A 17,913-nucleotide genomic window follows, 5' to 3' on the forward strand; every position below is an offset into this window, starting at 1 on the left:
ATGAGTTCATTGGATATCCGCGGCACGGCGCTGATCGTGGTCGACCTGCAGAATGATTTCCTGGTCCCTGGGGGCGCCTATGATCGCGGCGGCGCGGTCAGCCCGCAGGCGCGTGCCCTGCCCGCCAGGGTGGCGCCGGTGGCGCGCGCGATCAAGGCGGGGGGCGGCTTCGTGGCCGCCAGCCAGTTCACGCTGTGGCCGGATGCACAGGGCGAGCCCATGATTTCGCCGCACCTGAAGCGGCTGCGCCCTTTCCTGTCCAAGGGTGACTTTGCCGCCGGTTCGGCCGGGCACGCCAATGTGGCGGAATTCGACGGCCTGATCGACGTGTCGGTCTGGAAAGTGGCCTATTCGGCCTTTTTCAATACGCAGCTGGACTGGGTATTGCGACGCGCCGGCATCACCCGCCTGATCGTCGCCGGCATCGTGACCAATGGCGGTGTCGCCAGTACGGTGCGTGATGCCCATATGCGCGATTACCATGTGACGGTGCTGGCCGACGGCTGTGCCGCACCTACGCCGGCCATGCACGATGCCGCGTTGGCGGATCTGAAGACCGTCGCCGATATCGTGACGTGCCGGGATCTGCTGGATGGGATGCGGCGATGAGCGGGAAACCCATCGTCCGTCGCGGCGTGGCGCCGGGCCCGGATGCGATGCACGTACAGGTTGCGATTGTCGGCGCCGGCGCCTGTGGGCTGACCGCGGCATTGCGCCTGGCAGAAGCCGGTATCGAGACCGTGCTGATCGAGCGCGACGGGACGCCCAGCGGGTCGACTGCATTGTCCTCGGGCTTCATTCCCGCTGCAGGTACCGCGGTGCAGCGCGCCCTGGGCATCGACGACGATCCGCGGCGCTTTGCGGCAGACATCCAGGCCAAGGCTCACGGCACCGCCGCGCAGCATCTGGTGCAGGCCTATACGCGGGCCATTGCGCCAGCCATGGATGATCTGGGACGCCACGGCCTGGTGTTCGAGGTGCTGGATGGCTTCCTGTATCCGGGCCATGCCGCCCACCGCATGCACACCTTGCCCGAGCGCAGCGGCGCGGCGCTGGTCGCCGCCCTGACACGCGCCGCCACCGAGGCGGGGGCCTATCTGCTGACTTCCGCGCGGGTGGCGGAGATTCTGGTGGATGCCCGCGATCGGGTTGTGGCGGCCGTCTGCGAACGTCCGGATGGCACGACGGAAGTCATTGCCTGCGACGTGCTGATCCTGGCTTGCAACGGGTTCGGCGGCAACCCGGACATGGTGCGCCGATACTTGCCGGCCATGCGCCAGGCCGTGTATGGCGGCCACGCAGGCAATGATGGCAGTGCCGTCGAATGGGGCCTGCAGCTCGGGGCGCGCCTGGCAGACCTGGGCGCCTATCAGGGGCACGGGTCCTGGGCCACGCCCCTGGGGGTGCTGATTTCATGGGCCGTGATGATGGGCGGCGGCGTGCAGATCAATCGGGAAGGACGGCGTTTTCATGACGAGACGCGCGGCTATTCCGAGGCGGCCGTGCAGGTGCTGGCGCAGCCCGGCTCCGTCGCCTGGGATGTGTTCGATGAGCAGGCCCGGAGTCTGGTGTCCGGATTCCCCGATTTTGCGCTGGCCGAATCGAATCATGCCGTGAAGACCTGTGCCGGACCCGCCGAGCTTGCGGCGGTGATCGGATGTGACGTGGATGCGCTGGGCCGCACCCTGGACGGGATCGGCCCAGGTGCGGTGGACACACATGGCCGTGTATTCGAGCGGGCCTTGCAGGCACCGTACTACGCCGTCAAGGTCACCGGCGCGCTGTTCCATACCCAGGGCGGCCTGGATATCGACGCGCAGTGCCGCGTCCTGAACGAGGCCGGTCTCCCCTTCCCGAATCTTCTGGCTGCGGGAGGCGCCGCCCGGGGGGTGTCCGGGAACGACGTCTCGGGCTATCTGTCCGGCAATGGCCTGCTCAGTGCCGTGGCGGGCGGCTACATCGCGGCGGCGACTGCCGCTGCGCAGATAGGGCGGGCGCTCGTCCCGGCAGCGGATTAGGAATCAGAAATGAAACAGATCTTGAAGACCCGGCTGGCAGACGGGACCGTCCTGGCGCCCGGCGTCTACGATGTCCTGTCGGCCTTGCTGGCCGAACAGGCCGGCTTCGATGCCCTGTATCTCTCGGGCGCATCGATCGCTTACACGCAGCTTGGGCGCTCGGATGTCGGGCTGACCACCTACACCGAAGTCGAAAGCCTGCTGGCCCGCATCACCGACCGGGTTCGGACGCCCGTGATCGTGGATGCCGATACGGGATTCGGCAATGCGCTCAACACGCAGCGTACCGTGCGCGGTTTCGAGCGGGCGGGCGCGGCGATGATCCAGCTGGAAGACCAGACCTTTCCCAAACGCTGCGGTCATCTGGACGGGAAGGGCGTCATTCCCGTTGCCGAGATGCTGGGCAAATTGCATGCGGCCCTGGATGCCCGGACCGATCCGTCGACCCTGATCCTGGCGCGCACCGATGCGCTGGCACCGGAGGGCCTGGAGGCCGCGCTGGACCGTGCCGAAGCCTATCTCGAAGCCGGGGCCGACGCGCTGTTCGTCGAAGCCCTGCGTACGCCCGAGCAGATGCGGGTGGCCTGCGAACGTCTTGCGCATCGCGTGCCGCTGCTGGCGAACATGGTCGAAGGGGGCAAGACGCCCGTGCAAGGAGTCGAGGCGCTGGCGGAGTTCGGGTTTCGCATCGTCATCTTCCCAGGGGGCACGGCGCGGGCGGTGGCGCATACCCTGCAGGACTACTACGGCAGTCTGCGCCGCCTGGGCTCGACCTTGTCCTGGAAGGACAGGATGCTGGATTTCGACGGCCTGAATGCGGTGATCGGCACCCCCGATCTGCTGGAGCAGGGGCGGCGATACGGCGGTTGATTCGAAATTCCGGCAGGAGCCGTTCCGTCAGAACGGCAGTTCGCGCCCCGGCAGCAACTGGGCGATGGCGGCTCGGAATTCGCCCTGGATCCGCTCCAGGGCTTCGGGCGTGTCGCCCTCGAAGCGCAGCACCACCACGGGTGTCGTGTTGGATGCGCGCGCCAGGCCGAAGCCGTCCGGGTATTCGGCGCGGATGCCGTCGATCGTGATGCGGTCCGTGGCGCCGGGAAAATGGCCTTCGGATTGCAGGCGGCGGATGAAGGGATGCGGTTCGCCTTCGGCCATGGGCAGTTTCAGTTCGGGGGTGGAGATTCCCTGGGGCAGGGCTTCCAGCACCCCGCTCGGATCGTCGCTGCGCGACAGGATTTCCAGCAGGCGCGCGCCGGCATAGAGGCCGTCGTCGAAGCCGTACCAGCGCTCCTTGAAGAAGATGTGGCCGCTCATCTCGCCGGCCAGGGGGGCGCCGGTCTCGGCCAGGCGCGCCTTGATCAGCGAGTGTCCCGTCTGCGACATCAGCGGCGTCCCGCCCGCTTCCAGCACGGCACGGCCCAGGTGGCGGCTGCACTTGACGTCGAAGATGATGGAGGCGCCCGGCTGGCGCTGCAGGATGTCGCGGGCGAACAGGATCATCTGGCGGTCGGGCCAGATGATCTGGCCCGAACGGGTGACCACGCCCAGGCGATCGGCGTCGCCGTCGAATGCCAGGCCCAGTTCGCAATCGGTGTCGCGCAGGTGGGCGGTCAGGTCCCGCAGATTGGCCGGGTCGGCCGGATCGGGGTGGTGGTTGGGGAATTGGCCGTCGACCTCGCAGTACAACTCGTCCACCGTGCAGCCCAGTGCCCGGAACAGCCGGGCGGCCGCCACGCCGCCCACGCCGTTGCCGCAGTCGATGGCGATGCGCATGGGGCGGGCCAGGCGGACGTGATCGGCGATCTCGCGGATGTAGGTGTCCGTCAGGTCGGTGACGACGCTGATGCCCGGCGTCGTGTCCAGGGGCGGCTGGATGCCGTCCATGGCCTGGCGCAGGGCCTGGATGTCGTCGCCGTGGAGGGTGCGCCCCGCCATCATCATCTTGAAACCGTTGTAGTCGGGCGGGTTGTGGCTGCCGGTGATGGCGATGCCCGAGCCGCTGCCGTCCCGGTGGGCGGCGTAGTACACCAGCGGGGTGTGCGCCAGGCCGAGGTCCACCGTGTTGATCCCGCCCGCGTGCAGTCCCGTCTTGACGGCGTGGGCCAGGCCGCGGCTGCTCAGCCGACCGTCGTAGCCGATCGCCATGCTGCGCACGCCTTCGCGCCGGGCCTGGGCGGCCAATGCCAGCCCCAGGCGGTGGGCGAAGGGTTCGTTGATCTGCCCGGGCACGGTGCCGCGGATGTCGTAGGCTTTGAAGACGGCAGAAGGCAGAGGGGCATTCATGTGCATGGTCCGGCGGAAAGATCGGCTGCCGCCATTATCGCCGATTACAATCTGGGATTCCGTTCATCGAAAGGCCCTGTTGCATTGCCGGGCCGCTGGAATTACGAAGATCATGGATCATCTGGATGCTTTGCGCGCGACGGTCGGCGCCGCGCAGGTGCTGACCGGGGCGGATGCGCAGCCCTGGGAAACGGACTGGCGCGAGCGCTATCGCGGCCGGTCGCTGGCCGTGGTGCGGCCCGGCACCACCGACGAGGTCGCGGCGGTCGTGCGCCTGTGCGCGCAGGCGGGCCTGCCCGTGATTCCCCAGGGGGGCAACACCGGGCTGTGCGGCGGCGCGACGCCCGATGATTCCGGCCGGGCGGTGATCCTGTCGCTGCAGCGGCTGAACCGGATCCGCGGCATCGATACCGACAACGACACCATGGAAGTCGAGGCCGGCTGCATCCTCCAGTCCGTGCAGCAGGCCGCGCGCGAGGCCGGGCGGCTGTTCCCGCTCAGCCTGGCGGCCGAGGGCAGCTGCACGATCGGCGGCAACCTGGCCACCAATGCGGGCGGCACGCAGGTCCTGCGCTACGGCAATATGCGCGAACTGACCCTGGGGCTCGAGGTCGTGACCGCCCAGGGCGATGTCTGGCACGGCCTGCGCGGCCTGCGCAAGGACAACACCGGCTACGACCTGCGCGATCTGTTCATCGGCAGCGAGGGCACGCTGGGCGTCATCACCGCGGCCACCCTGAAACTGCATCCGCTGCCGGTGGCGCGCTGCACCGCGCTGCTGGCGCTGGAATCGATCGAGGCGGCCATCGACATGCTGGGCCGCGCCCGTGCGGGCCTGGGCGCCTCGCTGACCGGCTTCGAACTGATGGCCGGCGACTGCCTCCAGGACGTGGTGCGCTGTTTCCCGCAGCAGCGCCTGCCCTTCGAGGGGCCGTCGGCCGATATGCCCTGGTATGCGCTGCTCGAGCTGTCGGACAGCGAATCCGAGGCCCACGCCCGGGAACGCTTCGAGGTCGTGGTGGGCGATGCGATCGAGGCCGGCGTCGTCCTGGACGCGGTGATAGCCGAATCCATGGCGCAAAGCCACGCGCTGTGGCATCTGCGCGAAAGCATCCCCCTGGCTGAAAAGGAATCCGGCAAGAGCATCAAGCACGACGTCTCGATCCCGGTGTCGCGCATGGCCGAATTCGTGCTGGGCACCAACGCCGCGCTGCAGGCCGCGTTCCCGGGGATCCGGAACGTGATCTTCGGGCACCTGGGCGACGGCAACCTGCACTACAACGTTGCGCGCGGGGCCGACTGGGCCGAAGGCCAGCTGCTGGCGCGCCAGGATGCGGTCTACGATCTGGTGCATGACCGCGTGCATGCGGTGGGAGGATCGATCAGCGCGGAACACGGCGTGGGCCAGCTCAAGCGCGACGTGCTGCCGCGCTACAAGGACCCGGTCGAAATGGCGCTGATGCATCGCATCAAATCGGCCCTGGATCCCCAGGGCATCATGAATCCGGGCAAGGTGCTGGGCACCCCCTGAATCCCCTTCACTTGTGGAATCTGTCATCATGACCATTCAACGCATCGAACCCGGCGCCCGCATGAGCGGGGCCGTCGTCCACGGCAATACCGTCTACCTGTCGGGCCAGGTGGGCCACGAAGGCGACGACATCCAGAGCCAGGTGCGCACGGCGCTGGCCGAAGTCGACCGGCTGCTGGCCCAGGCCGGCAGCCACAAGTCCCGCATCCTGCAGGCCACGATCTGGCTGGCCGACATGGCCGATTTCCAGGCCATGAACCAGATCTGGGAGGCCTGGATCGACCCCGCCAATCCGCCGGCCCGCGCCACGGGCGAGTCGAGCCTGGCAGCACCTGGGCTGAAGTTCGAAGTGATCATCGTCGCCGCGATCTGATTCGGCGCCTGGGCTTGCCATGCTGCGTTGCAAATCCTTGCGATAGTCAGACTATCGCTGCGGTTTGCGCCTTGCCTGACAAGCCCATCCATCCGAATTGAGTGCCTGGGCCTAACGTTTCTGGCAATTCGGGCAGAAGTACGTGGCCCGCTGGCCCTGCACGATGCGCCGGATCGGGGTGGCGCATCGCGGGCAGGGCTGGCCGTCGCGCTCATAGACGGCGGCGTGCTGGGTGAAATACGCCCCTGGTGCGCCCTGGGCATTGACGTAGTCGCGCAGCGTGCTGCCGCCCGATTCCAGCGCCTGGCCCAGTGTCTGCAGAATCGCCGCGTGCAGCCGGGCGCTGCGCGGGCGCGACACGCGCGCGCCCGGCAGGCGCGGGTCGATGCCGGCCAGGAACAGCGATTCCGATGCATAGATGTTGCCCACGCCCACGACGATCCGCCCGCCCAGCAACAGCTGCTTGACCGATTGGCGGCGCCCCCGCAGGCCCGCGTGCAGGAAGCCGGGCGTGAATGCCGGGTCGAAGGGCTCGATGCCGAGCCCGGCCAGCAGCGGGTGGGCCTCGATCGCGCCGGCCTCGGCCGGATGCCACAGGACGGCGCCGAAGCGGCGCGGGTCGTGCAGCAGGAAGCGGGCATCGTCGAACAGCCATTCCACGTGGTCGTGCTTGCGCAGCGGTTCGTCCATCGGCACACGCCGCAGGGATCCCGACATGCCCAGGTGGACGATCTGGGTGCCTTGCGCGAAGCGGATCAGCAGGTATTTGCCCCGGCGCTCGCAGGCCAGGACTTCGGTGTCGCGGATCCGGCCGGGCAGGTCGTCCGGCACGGGCCAGCGCAGCCGCGATTCGTGCACGATCAGGCGCCGGAGGATGCGCCCGGGCATGATCGTGGCAATTCCACGACGCGTTGTTTCGACTTCTGGCAGTTCCGGCATGGCAGGGTGATAACATCCTCTTTCGATGATGCAATTTTGCCACCAGACGCGGTTTCTTCCTGCGTTCCGGCCATGGTTACCGCAAATGAGATTTCCCGTTTCCGTGATTCCCGTTGTGCTGGCGCTGGCCGTCGCACACGAGGTGGCGTGGGCTGCGCCTCCGGCCGCAGCGCCGGCCGATCCGGTCGAGACCATCCATTTGCGTAGCGGCGAGCCGCCCGCCGTCAATCTCACCCCCGAACTGCTGTATCGCCTGCTGGTGGCCGAATTGTCCGCCCAGCGCGGCCAGTACGACGATGCTGCCCAGGAACTCCTGTCCCTGGCGCACGATACGCTGGATCCCCGGCTGGCGCGCCGCGCCTTCCAGATGTCCATGACGGGGCGCAACCTGGCGCTGGCGCTGCGCGCGGCCCGGGAATGGGCCAGCCTGGATCCGACCAATCCCGAAGCCGTGGCCGCATCGCTCGCGCTGTCGGCTTCCAGCGGCCAGACCGAAGGCCTGGCCCGGACGCTGTCGCGCCGCATCGCCTCGGCCGAGGACCAGGACCAGGCCATCGTCCAGGCCGCCGGGATCGTTTCCAAGATGACGGACAAGCGCCTGGCCCTGGACGTGCTGGACAAGGCCTTGGCGGATGTGTCGGGCACATCGGCGCTCGCCCGCCTGGCGCTGGCCGACGCGGCCTGGGCGGCCGGCGAACCCGCGCGTGCCGTGGACGAGGCGCGCCGTGCCCAGGTGCTGGACCCGGATTCCCAGGATGCCGCCCAGCGAGTGCTCGAATACGGGCTCAGGGTCGAACCCGCCCAGGCCATCAAGGAAACCTATGCCTACCTGGAGCGCCACCCGGACCGCCGGGGCCTGCAGCTGCTGCTGGTCAGCCGCCTGACGGGGCGGGGAGCCTTCGACGAGGCCCTGGGCCTGCTCGACCGCATGCGCAGCCGCGCTCCGGAAGACTTCGACCTGCTCTACACCGAAGCCGAGGTCAATGCCCGGGCCGGGCGCTACACCGAAGCCAAGGCCCTGCTGAACCAGTACATCGCGATCCAGCAGCAGCGGCGCCAGGCCATCCGCGACGCGTCCACCAACGCCCAGTCCGACGTCTCCGATGCAAGGCTGCTGCTGGTGCAGATCGCCGAGCGCCAGAACGACCTGCGCGAGGCGATCCGCCAGCTGCGCAGCATCGACGAGCCGTCGCTGCTCTTCCAGGCGCGCACGCACGAGGCCGTGCTGCACGGCAAGCTGGGCGATCTGAACCAGGCGCGCGCCACCCTGGATGCCATCAAGCCGGCCGACCGCCGCGAGCGGGCCGTGGTGCGCCTGACCCTGGCCTCGATCTACCGGGATGCGGGGCGCACCGACCAGGCGGTCGAGCTGCTGAAAGCGTCCGACCTTGAAATGCCCGATACGCCGGAAATCAAGTACGACCTGGGCATGCTGCTGCACCAGCAGGGCAAGACGGCCGAATTCGAGGCCCTGATGCGCCGCGTGATCGAGCTCGATCCCGATAATGCCAATGCCTACAATTCGCTGGGCTACACCTTCGTCGAGCAGAACCGCAACCTGGACGAGGCGCGCGACCTGCTCGAGCGGGCGCTGGAACTCGATCCCGACAACGCCTACATCCTGGACAGCGTCGGCTGGTATCTGTTCCGCACCCGCGACTACCAGGGGGCGCTGGAATACCTGCGCCGCTCGTACGACCAGTTGCCCGCAGCCGACGTGGCCGCGCACCTGGGCGAGACGCTGTGGATGCTGGGTCGCCACGAAGAAGCCCGGCGCATCTGGGCCGAAGGCCTCAAGGCCGATCCCGGCAGCGCGGCCCTGAAGGAAACGCTCCACCGCCTGGGGGTCAGGCTGCCATGACGACGGGTTCCGCTGCCTTTCCGTTCCGTGCCGCGCGCAGCCTTGGTGCACGGTTCAGGCGGCTCGGTGCCGTCTGCCTGGCGGCGCTCCTGGCCAGCCTGCTGGCCGCCTGCGCCACGCCGCAGCGCATCGGCGGCCAGGGCCCCGCATTCGAGCGGCAGGGGCGGTTCGCCGTCAACCTGCAGCCGGCGGGCGCGGCTCCCTATGCTGCCCAGGGGGGGTTCTCCTGGCGCGACGATGGCCGCGTCCTGCGCCTGGACCTGGTTTCTCCGCTGGGCAGCGTCCTGGCCCGGATCCGGGTGGCCCCCGGCCTGTCCGAACTGGAACGCGCCGACGGCAGCCGCGAATCGGCGCCCACGCCCGACGACCTGCTGGCCCTGGTCTGGGGTCATCCCATGCCGGTGTCCGGGCTGCGCCACTGGATGCGCGGCGAAGCCGCCCCCGGCATCGTCGTCGATGCGCAGCGCGACGACCAGGACCGTCTGGCGTCGATGCGCCAGGACGGCTGGGAAGTGCGCCTCTCGGCCTACGACGACCAGGGGCCAGGCCGCGTGCGCCTGTCCCGCCTGGACGATCAGGGGCAGTGGCGCTTGCAACTGGTCGTGGACCGGCCCTGACCCGCATGGCGGCGCTGTACGACGTGCCGGCCCCGGCCAAGCTGAACCTGTTCCTGCATGTCGTGGGGCGGCGCCCGGACGGCTATCACCTGCTGCAGACGGTCTTCCGCTTCGTGGACCTCTGCGACAGCCTCGATTTCGAATCCACGCCGGACGGCGTGCTGTCGCGCGAAGGCGATGGCCTGGCGGGGCTGCCTGCCGACCAGGACCTGGTGCTGCGCGCCGCGCGCGCCCTGCAGCGGGCCACCGGCGCCCGGCAGGGCGCTCGCATCCGCTACCGCAAGCGCATTCCGGCCGGCGGCGGCCTGGGGGGCGGGTCCAGCGATGCGGCCACGACCCTGATCGCCCTGAACCGCCTGTGGGGCACGGGCCTGGCGCGCGCCGAGCTGATGCGCCTGGCCCTGCTGCTGGGGGCGGACGTGCCGGTCTTCGTCTTCGGCCGCCCGGCTTTTGCGCAGGGCGTGGGCGAGGACCTGTCGGCCGTGGCCCTGCCCGAGCGGGCCTACTGGATCGTGCGCCCGCATGCGCACGTGGCTACCGCGGATGTTTTTCGCGATCCCGATTTGACAAGAAATTCCGAATCGGTAAAAATCCCGGTCTTTACTGATTGGCAGACAGGACGGCACGCCGGCGCTTTATTTGGCCGCAACGACCTGGAAGCCGTGGTCTTTCGGCAGCACCCTGAAATCGCCGCGCTTGCGCGATCGATGCAGGGCCAGGGGGTCGAAGTCCGCATGACGGGTTCGGGTTCGTGCCTGTTCGCGGAATTCCCCGATGCGGCCAGCGCAGGGATGCATCGAGACCGAATAATCAGTAAAATGGAAGGCCCGCCCGATGCGGCGATCGAAGGCTCCTGGATCTGCCGGGGACTGGATGATCATCCGTTGCTTGGCTGGGTCGCTGATTGAATTATTGGGGAATCGCCAAGCTGGTTAAGGCACCGGATTTTGATTCCGGCATGCGAAGGTTCGAATCCTTCTTCCCCAGCCATCATTTCTGCGCCAGAGCGCATGCTATCAGGCTGTTGCACCAGCCCGCTCCCTGCGGGAAGGCTGTCAACAGCCTTGTCATTTGACACATTGGTTCGACACCATGGCACAAGACAGATTCATGATTTTCACCGGTACGGCCAATCCTCGTCTGGCCGTCGATGTCGTGAATCACCTGGACATGTCATTGGGCAAGATGACCGTCGGCCGGTTCTCCGACGGCGAAGTCATGGTGGAAATCAATGAAAACGTCCGCGGCAAGGACGTCTTCGTGCTGCAGCCCACCTGTGCGCCGACCAACGACAACCTGATGGAAATCATGGTGATGGTCGATGCCCTGCGCCGCGCTTCCGCGCGCAACATCACCGCCGCCATCCCGTATTTCGGCTACGCCCGCCAGGACCGCCGGCCGCGTTCGGCCCGCGTGTCGATCTCGGCCAAGGTCGTGGCCAACATGCTGCAGGTCGTGGGCGTGGACCGAGTCCTGACCATGGACCTGCACGCCGACCAGATCCAGGGCTTCTTCGACATCCCCGTGGACAACATCTACGCCGGGCCGATCCTGCTGGGCGACATCTGGAGCCGCAATTTCCAGAACCTGGTGGTCGTGTCCCCCGACATCGGCGGCGTGGTGCGCGCCCGGGCCCTGGCCAAGCAGCTCGAATCCGACCTGGCCATCATCGACAAGCGCCGGCCGCGCGCCAATGTGTCCGAGGTCATGAACATCATCGGCGACGTCAACGGCCGCACCTGCCTGATCATGGACGACATGGTCGATACCGCCGGCACGCTGTGCAAGGCCGCCCAGGCCCTGAAGGACCGTGGCGCCGGCTCCGTGTATGCCTATTGCACGCACCCCGTGCTGTCGGGCGAAGCCATCAAGCGCATCCAGGAATCCGCCCTGGACGAGCTCGTGGTCACCGACACCATTCCGCTGAACGAAGACGCGCGTGCCTGCGCGAAGATCCGCCAGCTGTCCTGCGCATCCCTGCTGGGGGAAACCATCCTGCGCATCTCGACGGCGGAATCGGTCAGCTCGCTGTTCGCCGACTGACGGCGGGCGCATTCTGTTTCATGGCCCTGCGCTGGTCGCGGCGCAGGGCGTTTCGCAGCTTCGGCTGCTTTGTTGTCGGGGGTCTTCCAAGGTCCCTTTTTGGAGTTTTCCATGAAATTCACCGCCACTTCGCGTAGCGTCCAGGGTTCGAGTGCGAGCCGCCGCCTGCGCCGCGCCGGTCGGGTGCCCGCCATCGTCTACGGTGGCAAGTCCGCCCCGGCCAATATCGAGCTCGACCACAACGAGATCTACCACGCCCTGAACAAGGAAGAATTCCACGCTTCCATCCTGGACATGGTCCTGGACGGCAAGGCCGAGCCGGTCCTGGTGCGTGCCGTTCAATGGCACCCCTACAAGCCCCTGGTCCTGCACGTCGACTTCCAGCGCGTGGACGCCTCCCAGGCCGTCACCACCAAGGTTCCGGTGCACTACCTGAACGCCGACGCCTGCCCGGCCGTCAAGCTGGCCGGCCAGATCGTCACCCATGGCCCGACCGAACTCGACATCACCTGCCTGCCGGCCAACCTGCCGCAGTTCATCGAAGTCGACCTCGGCGGCCTGGTGGGCAACGCTCGCCTGCACCTGTCGGACGTCACCCTGCCCAAGGGCGTGAAGTTCGTCCCGCACGGCGATGACACCGACCCGCTGCTGGCCCAGGCGAATGCACCCAAGGGCACGGCCTCCGAAGGCGAAGCCGAAGCGCCGGCCGCCGAATAAGCAGTCGTCCGCAAGACCCCACAAAACCCCCGCCAGCCCCAGGGCCGGCGGGGGTTTTGTCGTATGATGGGTGCTTTTCGAACGACCCCACCCGATGACGACAGCGCCCATCCGCCTCATCGTGGGGCTGGGCAATCCCGGCCCCGAATACGAAGCCACGCGCCACAACGCCGGCTTCTGGCTGGCGGACCATTTCGCCGACGACCTGCGGGCCACCTTCACCCTGGAAAAACCGTTCTTTGCCTGGGTCGCGCGTGCGCGCCATGCCGGGCAGGCCGTGATCCTGGCCAAGCCCGCCACCTTCATGAACAAATCCGGCCAGGCGGTCGGCGCGCTGGCACGCTTCTACAAGCTCCAGCCCGAAGAAATCCTGGTCCTGCACGACGAACTCGATCTGCTGCCGGGGGCGGTCAAGCTCAAGCTGGGCGGCGGCCATGCCGGCCACAACGGCCTGCGCGACATCCAGTCCGCCTTGGGCACGCCGAACTTCTGGCGCCTGCGCATCGGTATCGGCCATCCGCGCAGCCTGGGCCTGGCCCAGCAGGTGGTCAACTTCGTCCTGCATCCGCCGCGCAAGGACGACATGCCGGGCATCGAGGACGTCATCAACCGCTGCCGCGTGATCCTGCCGCAGTTGCTGGACGGCGCTTTCGATCGCGCCACCGAACGCCTGCATCAGGCCAATCACTCCTGACATGGCGCGCCTGCCCTTCTTCCAGCGGCCCCCCGGCCTGCCCACCATGGGCCAGGAAATCGTCGATTTCCTGCGCTTCGTGGTGCGCCCGCGCCCGGGTCCGCGTCTCGGGGGGCGGAATGCGGGGCCGGGCATGCGGGTGGATCTGCGCCTGAACGCGCCCTGGTGGCGCCTGGCCCACTGGGCCGTGCTGCTGTGGATGGTGAATGTCTTCGTCTTCGCGCCGCTGGCCCTGTCAGCGGCCGATGCGGGCGGGGCCCAACACCGGCTGGACATCCACAACCTGCCCTGGATGACGGCCCTGGTCTGGGCGCCGATCGTGGAAGAGCTGACCTTCCGCTACGCGCTGCGCCGTCCGGCCATGCTGTGGTGGTTCGTGCCCCTGATGGCGTCCATCCTGGTCCAGGGGGCCGGCATCGCCTCGGGCCTTCTGGCGGCGGCCGCCGCGCTGCTGGCCCTGGCACCGGCCTGGTATCCGGTCGATCACCGCTGGCGGGCCGGCTGGCGCATGTCCTGGCGCGGCCGGAAGCTGATGCGGCGCGCCTATCCCCTGCTTTTCCATGGCGCCGCGCTGGCCTTCGCCGCCGTGCACCTGTTCAATTTTCGCCTGAACGCCATGGCGCTGGTGCTGCTGCCGCTGCTGGTGCTGCCGCAGTGGGTCACCGGCCTGGTGCTGGGCTGGATGCGCGTGCGCCGGGGCATCGGCGCCTCGATCGCCCTGCATGCCATCTTCAATGGCGGGCCGCTGCTGCTGATCGGCCTGGTGCTGCATTTTGCGCCGCAGCTTGCGGCGGGGTGAGCCGCCGCCGGGGCCACCCCGTGCTGCTCAGCGCGCGCCCAGGATGCGCTCGATCGTCAGGCCGACGTCCAGGATATGTGCGTCGGTGTGCGCGGGCCCCGCGACCATCAGGCCGACCGGCGCCTCGCCCGGGGTGTGGCAGGGCAGGCTCAGGGCGCAGCCGTTCAGGAAATTGATCAGGGTGGGATTGCGCAGGATCAGGCCGTTCGCTGCGAAATATGCCTCGTCCGAAGCCTGCAGGGATTCGATGGTCGGCGCGACCACGGGCACGGTGGGCAGCAGCAGGGCGTCGTAGCCCCGCAGCCGGTCCTCGACCGCCGCGATCCAGCGTGCGCGCCGGGCGTGCAGTTCGATGTAGTCGGCGGCGTCGATGTCGCGGCCCCGCAGGATGCGCGAAGACACCCGGGGATCGTAGCGGCCGATCTTCGCGTCCAGTGCCTCGCGGTGGACTGCGTAGGCTTCCGCGCAGACCAGGCCGCCCTTGCGGTTGATGTGCGCCAGTTCCTCGAATTCCGGGATGTCCAGCGTGTCGATGGCGATGCCCGCCGCGCGCAGCCGCCCGACCGCGGCGCCGAACGTATTGCGCACGGTTTCGTCGGCGCCGTCCAGCACCAGGGTGTTCGCCACGGCCAGCCGCAGCCTGGCCGGCGGCGGCGCGGCCGGCAGCCGGCGGGCTTCCTCGCCCGAGAGGATGCCGTCCAGGATCGCGCAGCACGTCACCGAGGCCGCCAGGGGCCCCACCGAGTCCAGGCTCGTTGCCAGGGGGAAGGTGCCGTCGGAAGGCACCCGCGATGCCGTGGGCTTGAATCCCGTCAGCCCGCAGAATGCCGAAGGGATGCGGATCGAGCCGCCCGTATCCGTGCCCAGGGCCGCCACTGCCATGCCGTCGGCCACCGAGACCCCCGCGCCGGAGGACGAGCCGCCCGGAATCCGGCGGCTGGCACGGTCCCAGGGGCTGCTGGGGGTGCCGTAGTGGGGATTCAGGCCCAGGCCGGAAAACGCGAACTCCGTCATGTTGGTGTGCCCGATCAGCACGGCGCCCGCCCGCGCCAGGCGCTGCACAGGCTCGGCATGGCGCCTGGCGGGGGGCTCGTCTTCCCGAACCCTGGATCCCGCGCGCGTGACCTGCCCGGCGACGTCGAACAGATCCTTGATCGAGACGGGCAGGCCTTCCAGGGGGGAGCGGGCCTGGCCGGCGGCCCGCAGCGTGTCGGATGCGCAGGCCGCGGCCAGGGCCTGTTCCGCCCAGACTGCGGTGAAGACCCGCGCGCCCTCGCCGCCAGGGTCGGCGATGCGCGCCAGGGCGGCCCGGGTCAGGTCGACGGACGTGGTTTCGCCCTTCTCCAGGGCTGCTTGCAGTTCGGTCAGGGTGGGCAACATGGTGGTTCCGGGTCTGGTTGGGCGATGCGGACGGGTCAGGCGACTTCGGGCAGGACTTCGACGCGGTAGGCGTGGCGGATGCTGCGGCCGAGTACCGGATCGAACAGTTCCATCTCGAACGACGTGGATGGGCGGATGCCGCCGATGGCGGCCATGGTACCGCAGGTCATTCCGGCGCCGGCCGGCATGCCGTCCGCCCCGAAGCAGCCTTCGATCAGTTCGGCGGGCGGCCGCAGCGATGCCAGGGCGCCTTCCTGGTAGAGCACGCGCTGGCCGTCTTCTTCGATCCACGAGCGCAGGATCAGCGAGTCCCAGTGCGGCGCCACCTCGTCGAACAGCCAGGCCGCCCGCGCGACGGGCTTGACGCAGAGCTGCTTGGACAGGGCCACGCTGGTGGATTCGAGCTTGCGGTCTGTGTGATCGGATGCAAGGCTCACCAGGAGCCGGCCTTCGTGCGTGAACACGAAGACTTCGGCTTCGCCCGAAGAGTGCGGCCCCACCGCCTGCAGTTCGCCGTCCTGGCTGATCTGGTTGGCGGCGATGCGGTAGTACAGGGGGACGGCGCTGGGGCGCGGCACGCCCAGGGCGGCCAGTTCCTCGATGTGGTGCTCTATGGCCGCCAGGTCGCGGCCGGCCCAGCCGGCCACGATGCATTGGTTGATGTCCAAGGCCACGGATTGCGTGGCCGTCCGGGCGGAGATCAGGTCGAAAAACAGTTTCATGCGGTGTTCCAGTGATGAGGTATGCGGGCTCAGCCGAAGACGCGCGGCACCCAGAGCGCGATGTCGGGAGCGATCGCCAGCAGGGCAACCATGATCAGCATCATGATTACGAAGGGCAGGACGCCGACGATGACGTCGTTCATGCTGCCCGTGGTGCGCAGGCTCTGCACCACGAACAGGTTCAGTCCGACCGGCGGGGTGATCAGCGCGCATTCGACCAGGATGATGATGACGATGCCCATCCAGACCGGATCGAATCCCAGGGCGAACATGATGGGCGCGACGATGGGGATGGTGGTGATCATCATCGCCAGGGTTTCCATGAAGCAGCCCAGCACCAGGTAGAACAGCACCAGGATCAGCAGCATGACCATGGGCGAGACGCCCAGGCCGCTGATGGTGTCGATCAGTGCGTTGGTCAGGCCGATGGCCGACATGATGAAGTTCAGGAAGGCCGCGCCGATCACGATGAGCATGATCATGGCCGAAGACTTCATCGTGCCTTCCAGGGCGTCGCGCAGCATCGCCCAGTTCAGGCGGCCCTGGAACAGGGCGAGCAGCAGCGCGCCGACCACGCCCAGCGCCGCCGCCTCCGTCGGCGTGGCGATGCCGGCGTAGATCGAACCCACCACCAGCAGGAAGATGCCGATCGGCGGCACGAGTTGCGCCAGGCTGCGGATCCGGGCGCTCCACGATGCGCTGATCCGTTGGCCGCCCCATTGCGGGCGCAGGATGCAGGCGATCGCGATGGCGAGCATGAACAGCCCGGCCAGGGCCAGCCCCGGGACGATGCCCGCCAGGTAGAGCTTGGGCACCGACGTATTGGTGAGCACGCCGTAGATCACCAGGTTGATGGACGGCGGGATCAGGATGCCCAGCGTGCCGCCGGCGGCGATGCTGCCCAGGAACAGCGGGGGGTTGTAGCCCTGCTTGCGGATCTGCGGGATGGCGACGGTGCCGACGGTGGCCGCGGTGGCCACGCTGGAGCCGGATGTGGCGGCGAACAGCGCGCTTGCGCCGATGTTGGCGTGCATCAGGCCGCCGGGCAGCCACGACAGCCAGAGGCTCATGGCGCCGTACATGCTTTCGGCCATGCCCGAGCGCAGCAGGATTTCGCCCAGCAGGATGAACAGCGGGATGGCGACCATCAGGAATTCGTTGCTGGTGCTCCAGGACACCTCGCCCATGGCCTGGGTGAGCGGCAGCATCGAATACAACGGGTCCAGGATCAGGCCGAGCACGCCGAGCGCGGCGCCCACCGGGATGCTCAGGCCCAGGAGGGCCAGCAAAAGGATGAGGGCGGTGGCGATCATGATGCGTCTCCCTGGACCAGCCGCTTGCCGGCTTCGGCTTCGGCATCGGCTTCTTCCTTGGTGCTGCGCACGCCGCAGATGTCGCGCACGGTGCGCAGGTCGCCCGTCACCAGGGCGATGGTCGAGCGCAGGAGCATCAGGCCCAGCACCACGCACAGCCACAGCAGGCCCGCCACCCACAGGGTCTGCGGAATCCACAGCGGCGTGGCGAAGGTCGTGTTGGCGGTGGACTGGTTGTCCCAGGACAGGCCGGCGACGGTGGCGGCATAGCGGGTCCAGTACACGATGAACACGCTCAGCACGACCAGTGCGAGCCAGTCGGCCAGGGCGGCGATGCGCGGCGGCAGGTACTGGTACAGCGCGTCGATGCGGATATTGGCGCGCTGCAGGGTGGCGAACGACAGGGCCCAGGAAATGCTGATGGCAAAGGCGTAGCCGGACAGCTCGTCGGCACCGCCCAGGGGCCGGCCCAGAAAGTAGCGCACCAGGACGTCGCCTGTGATGTAGAGGGCGCTGGCCAGGGTCAGGCCGCCGGCCACCCAGATGGCGGCGCGGGACAGCGCGTTCGCCTTGCGCAGCAGGCCGTCGAGCACACGGTATCGGTCGGTAGTGTTCATGATGTG

The 17,913-nt window shown here is 68.2% G+C and carries 18 protein-coding genes and 1 tRNA gene; 13 read left to right on the top strand and 6 right to left on the bottom strand.

Features of this window, described 5'->3' with window-relative positions:
• The 3 genes from ABD022_RS00685 to ABD022_RS00695 are packed head-to-tail and all read left to right on the top strand — an operon-like array spanning position 1 to position 2,888.
• The gene (locus ABD022_RS00685) at positions 1-609 is read left to right on the top strand and encodes a cysteine hydrolase family protein (protein ID WP_325125582.1); all 609 of its coding nucleotides are present in this window, start codon (positions 1-3) and stop codon (positions 607-609) included.
• Positions 606-2,018 carry an FAD-dependent oxidoreductase gene (locus tag ABD022_RS00690; protein ID WP_325125580.1) on the top strand — a complete coding sequence of 471 codons (1,413 nt, stop codon included), beginning with the start codon at positions 606-608 and terminating at the stop codon, positions 2,016-2,018. The genes ABD022_RS00685 and ABD022_RS00690 overlap by 4 nt, the downstream gene beginning before the upstream one ends.
• A gap of 9 nt (positions 2,019-2,027) precedes the next feature.
• Positions 2,028-2,888 (top strand): isocitrate lyase/PEP mutase family protein, encoded by an 861-nt coding sequence (locus ABD022_RS00695; RefSeq protein WP_325125578.1) that lies wholly within the window; start codon positions 2,028-2,030, stop codon positions 2,886-2,888.
• Between the two features lie 27 nt (positions 2,889-2,915).
• On the opposite strand, the gene ABD022_RS00700 is transcribed toward ABD022_RS00695, so the two are convergent.
• Positions 2,916-4,307, bottom strand: a complete 1,392-nt coding sequence (locus ABD022_RS00700; RefSeq protein WP_325125576.1) for a phosphomannomutase/phosphoglucomutase — start codon at positions 4,305-4,307, stop codon at positions 2,916-2,918.
• 106 nt (positions 4,308-4,413) lie between these two features.
• Here ABD022_RS00700 and ABD022_RS00705 point away from each other — a divergent pair, with 106 nt between their 5' ends.
• A complete protein-coding gene (locus ABD022_RS00705) occupies positions 4,414-5,832 on the top strand; it encodes an FAD-binding oxidoreductase (RefSeq protein ID WP_325125574.1) in 1,419 nt (472 codons plus the stop codon).
• A gap of 28 nt (positions 5,833-5,860) precedes the next feature.
• The gene (locus tag ABD022_RS00710; protein ID WP_343819543.1) at positions 5,861-6,205 is read left to right on the top strand and encodes a RidA family protein; all 345 of its coding nucleotides are present in this window, start codon (positions 5,861-5,863) and stop codon (positions 6,203-6,205) included.
• A gap of 111 nt (positions 6,206-6,316) precedes the next feature.
• Here the strand turns inward: ABD022_RS00710 and mutM are convergent, their stop codons facing one another.
• Positions 6,317-7,144: a bifunctional DNA-formamidopyrimidine glycosylase/DNA-(apurinic or apyrimidinic site) lyase gene (gene mutM, locus ABD022_RS00715; protein WP_343819545.1), complete on the bottom strand. Its 828-nt coding sequence runs from the start codon at positions 7,142-7,144 to the stop codon at positions 6,317-6,319.
• Positions 7,145-7,229: 85 nt separating this feature from the next.
• On the opposite strand from mutM, the gene ABD022_RS00720 reads away from it, so the two are divergent.
• From ABD022_RS00720 to ABD022_RS00755, 8 genes are all read left to right on the top strand, one after another.
• Positions 7,230-9,005 carry a tetratricopeptide repeat protein gene (locus ABD022_RS00720; RefSeq protein ID WP_325125568.1) on the top strand — a complete coding sequence of 592 codons (1,776 nt, stop codon included), beginning with the start codon at positions 7,230-7,232 and terminating at the stop codon, positions 9,003-9,005.
• On the top strand, positions 9,002-9,622 hold the full coding sequence (locus ABD022_RS00725) for an outer membrane lipoprotein LolB (protein ID WP_343819547.1): 621 nt from the start codon (positions 9,002-9,004) through the stop codon (positions 9,620-9,622). Before ABD022_RS00720 ends, ABD022_RS00725 begins: the two co-directional genes overlap by 4 nt.
• A gap of 5 nt (positions 9,623-9,627) precedes the next feature.
• Entirely contained in the window at positions 9,628-10,530 is a 903-nt protein-coding gene (gene ispE / locus ABD022_RS00730; protein ID WP_343819731.1) for a 4-(cytidine 5'-diphospho)-2-C-methyl-D-erythritol kinase, read from the top strand.
• Positions 10,531-10,535: 5 nt separating this feature from the next.
• A tRNA-Gln gene (locus ABD022_RS00735) sits at positions 10,536-10,612 on the top strand.
• Positions 10,613-10,714: 102 nt separating this feature from the next.
• Positions 10,715-11,665: a ribose-phosphate pyrophosphokinase gene (locus ABD022_RS00740; RefSeq protein ID WP_325125564.1), complete on the top strand. Its 951-nt coding sequence runs from the start codon at positions 10,715-10,717 to the stop codon at positions 11,663-11,665.
• Between the two features lie 111 nt (positions 11,666-11,776).
• Positions 11,777-12,382, top strand: coding sequence for a 50S ribosomal protein L25/general stress protein Ctc (locus tag ABD022_RS00745; protein ID WP_325125562.1), 606 nt, complete (start codon positions 11,777-11,779; stop codon positions 12,380-12,382).
• A gap of 94 nt (positions 12,383-12,476) precedes the next feature.
• The gene (pth, locus tag ABD022_RS00750) at positions 12,477-13,076 is read left to right on the top strand and encodes an aminoacyl-tRNA hydrolase (protein WP_325125560.1); all 600 of its coding nucleotides are present in this window, start codon (positions 12,477-12,479) and stop codon (positions 13,074-13,076) included.
• Position 13,077: 1 nt separating this feature from the next.
• A complete protein-coding gene (locus ABD022_RS00755; RefSeq protein ID WP_343819550.1) occupies positions 13,078-13,875 on the top strand; it encodes a CPBP family glutamic-type intramembrane protease in 798 nt (265 codons plus the stop codon).
• A 27-nt stretch (positions 13,876-13,902) separates the two neighbouring features.
• Here the strand turns inward: ABD022_RS00755 and ABD022_RS00760 are convergent, their stop codons facing one another.
• The 4 genes from ABD022_RS00760 to ABD022_RS00775 are packed head-to-tail and all read right to left on the bottom strand — an operon-like array spanning position 13,903 to position 17,907.
• Positions 13,903-15,255 (bottom strand): amidase, encoded by a 1,353-nt coding sequence (locus ABD022_RS00760; protein ID WP_343819551.1) that lies wholly within the window; start codon positions 15,253-15,255, stop codon positions 13,903-13,905.
• A gap of 35 nt (positions 15,256-15,290) precedes the next feature.
• On the bottom strand, positions 15,291-15,977 hold the full coding sequence (locus ABD022_RS00765) for a DUF2848 domain-containing protein (RefSeq protein ID WP_325125554.1): 687 nt from the start codon (positions 15,975-15,977) through the stop codon (positions 15,291-15,293).
• Between the two features lie 29 nt (positions 15,978-16,006).
• On the bottom strand, positions 16,007-17,290 hold the full coding sequence (locus tag ABD022_RS00770; RefSeq protein ID WP_343819553.1) for a TRAP transporter large permease: 1,284 nt from the start codon (positions 17,288-17,290) through the stop codon (positions 16,007-16,009).
• Positions 17,287-17,907, bottom strand: coding sequence for a TRAP transporter small permease subunit (locus ABD022_RS00775; RefSeq protein WP_325125550.1), 621 nt, complete (start codon positions 17,905-17,907; stop codon positions 17,287-17,289). The genes ABD022_RS00770 and ABD022_RS00775 overlap by 4 nt, the downstream gene beginning before the upstream one ends.
• Positions 17,908-17,913 lie beyond the last annotated feature (6 nt).

The organism is Castellaniella daejeonensis, from assembly GCF_039523555.1.
Taxonomy (GTDB): domain Bacteria; phylum Pseudomonadota; class Gammaproteobacteria; order Burkholderiales; family Burkholderiaceae_B; genus Castellaniella; species Castellaniella daejeonensis.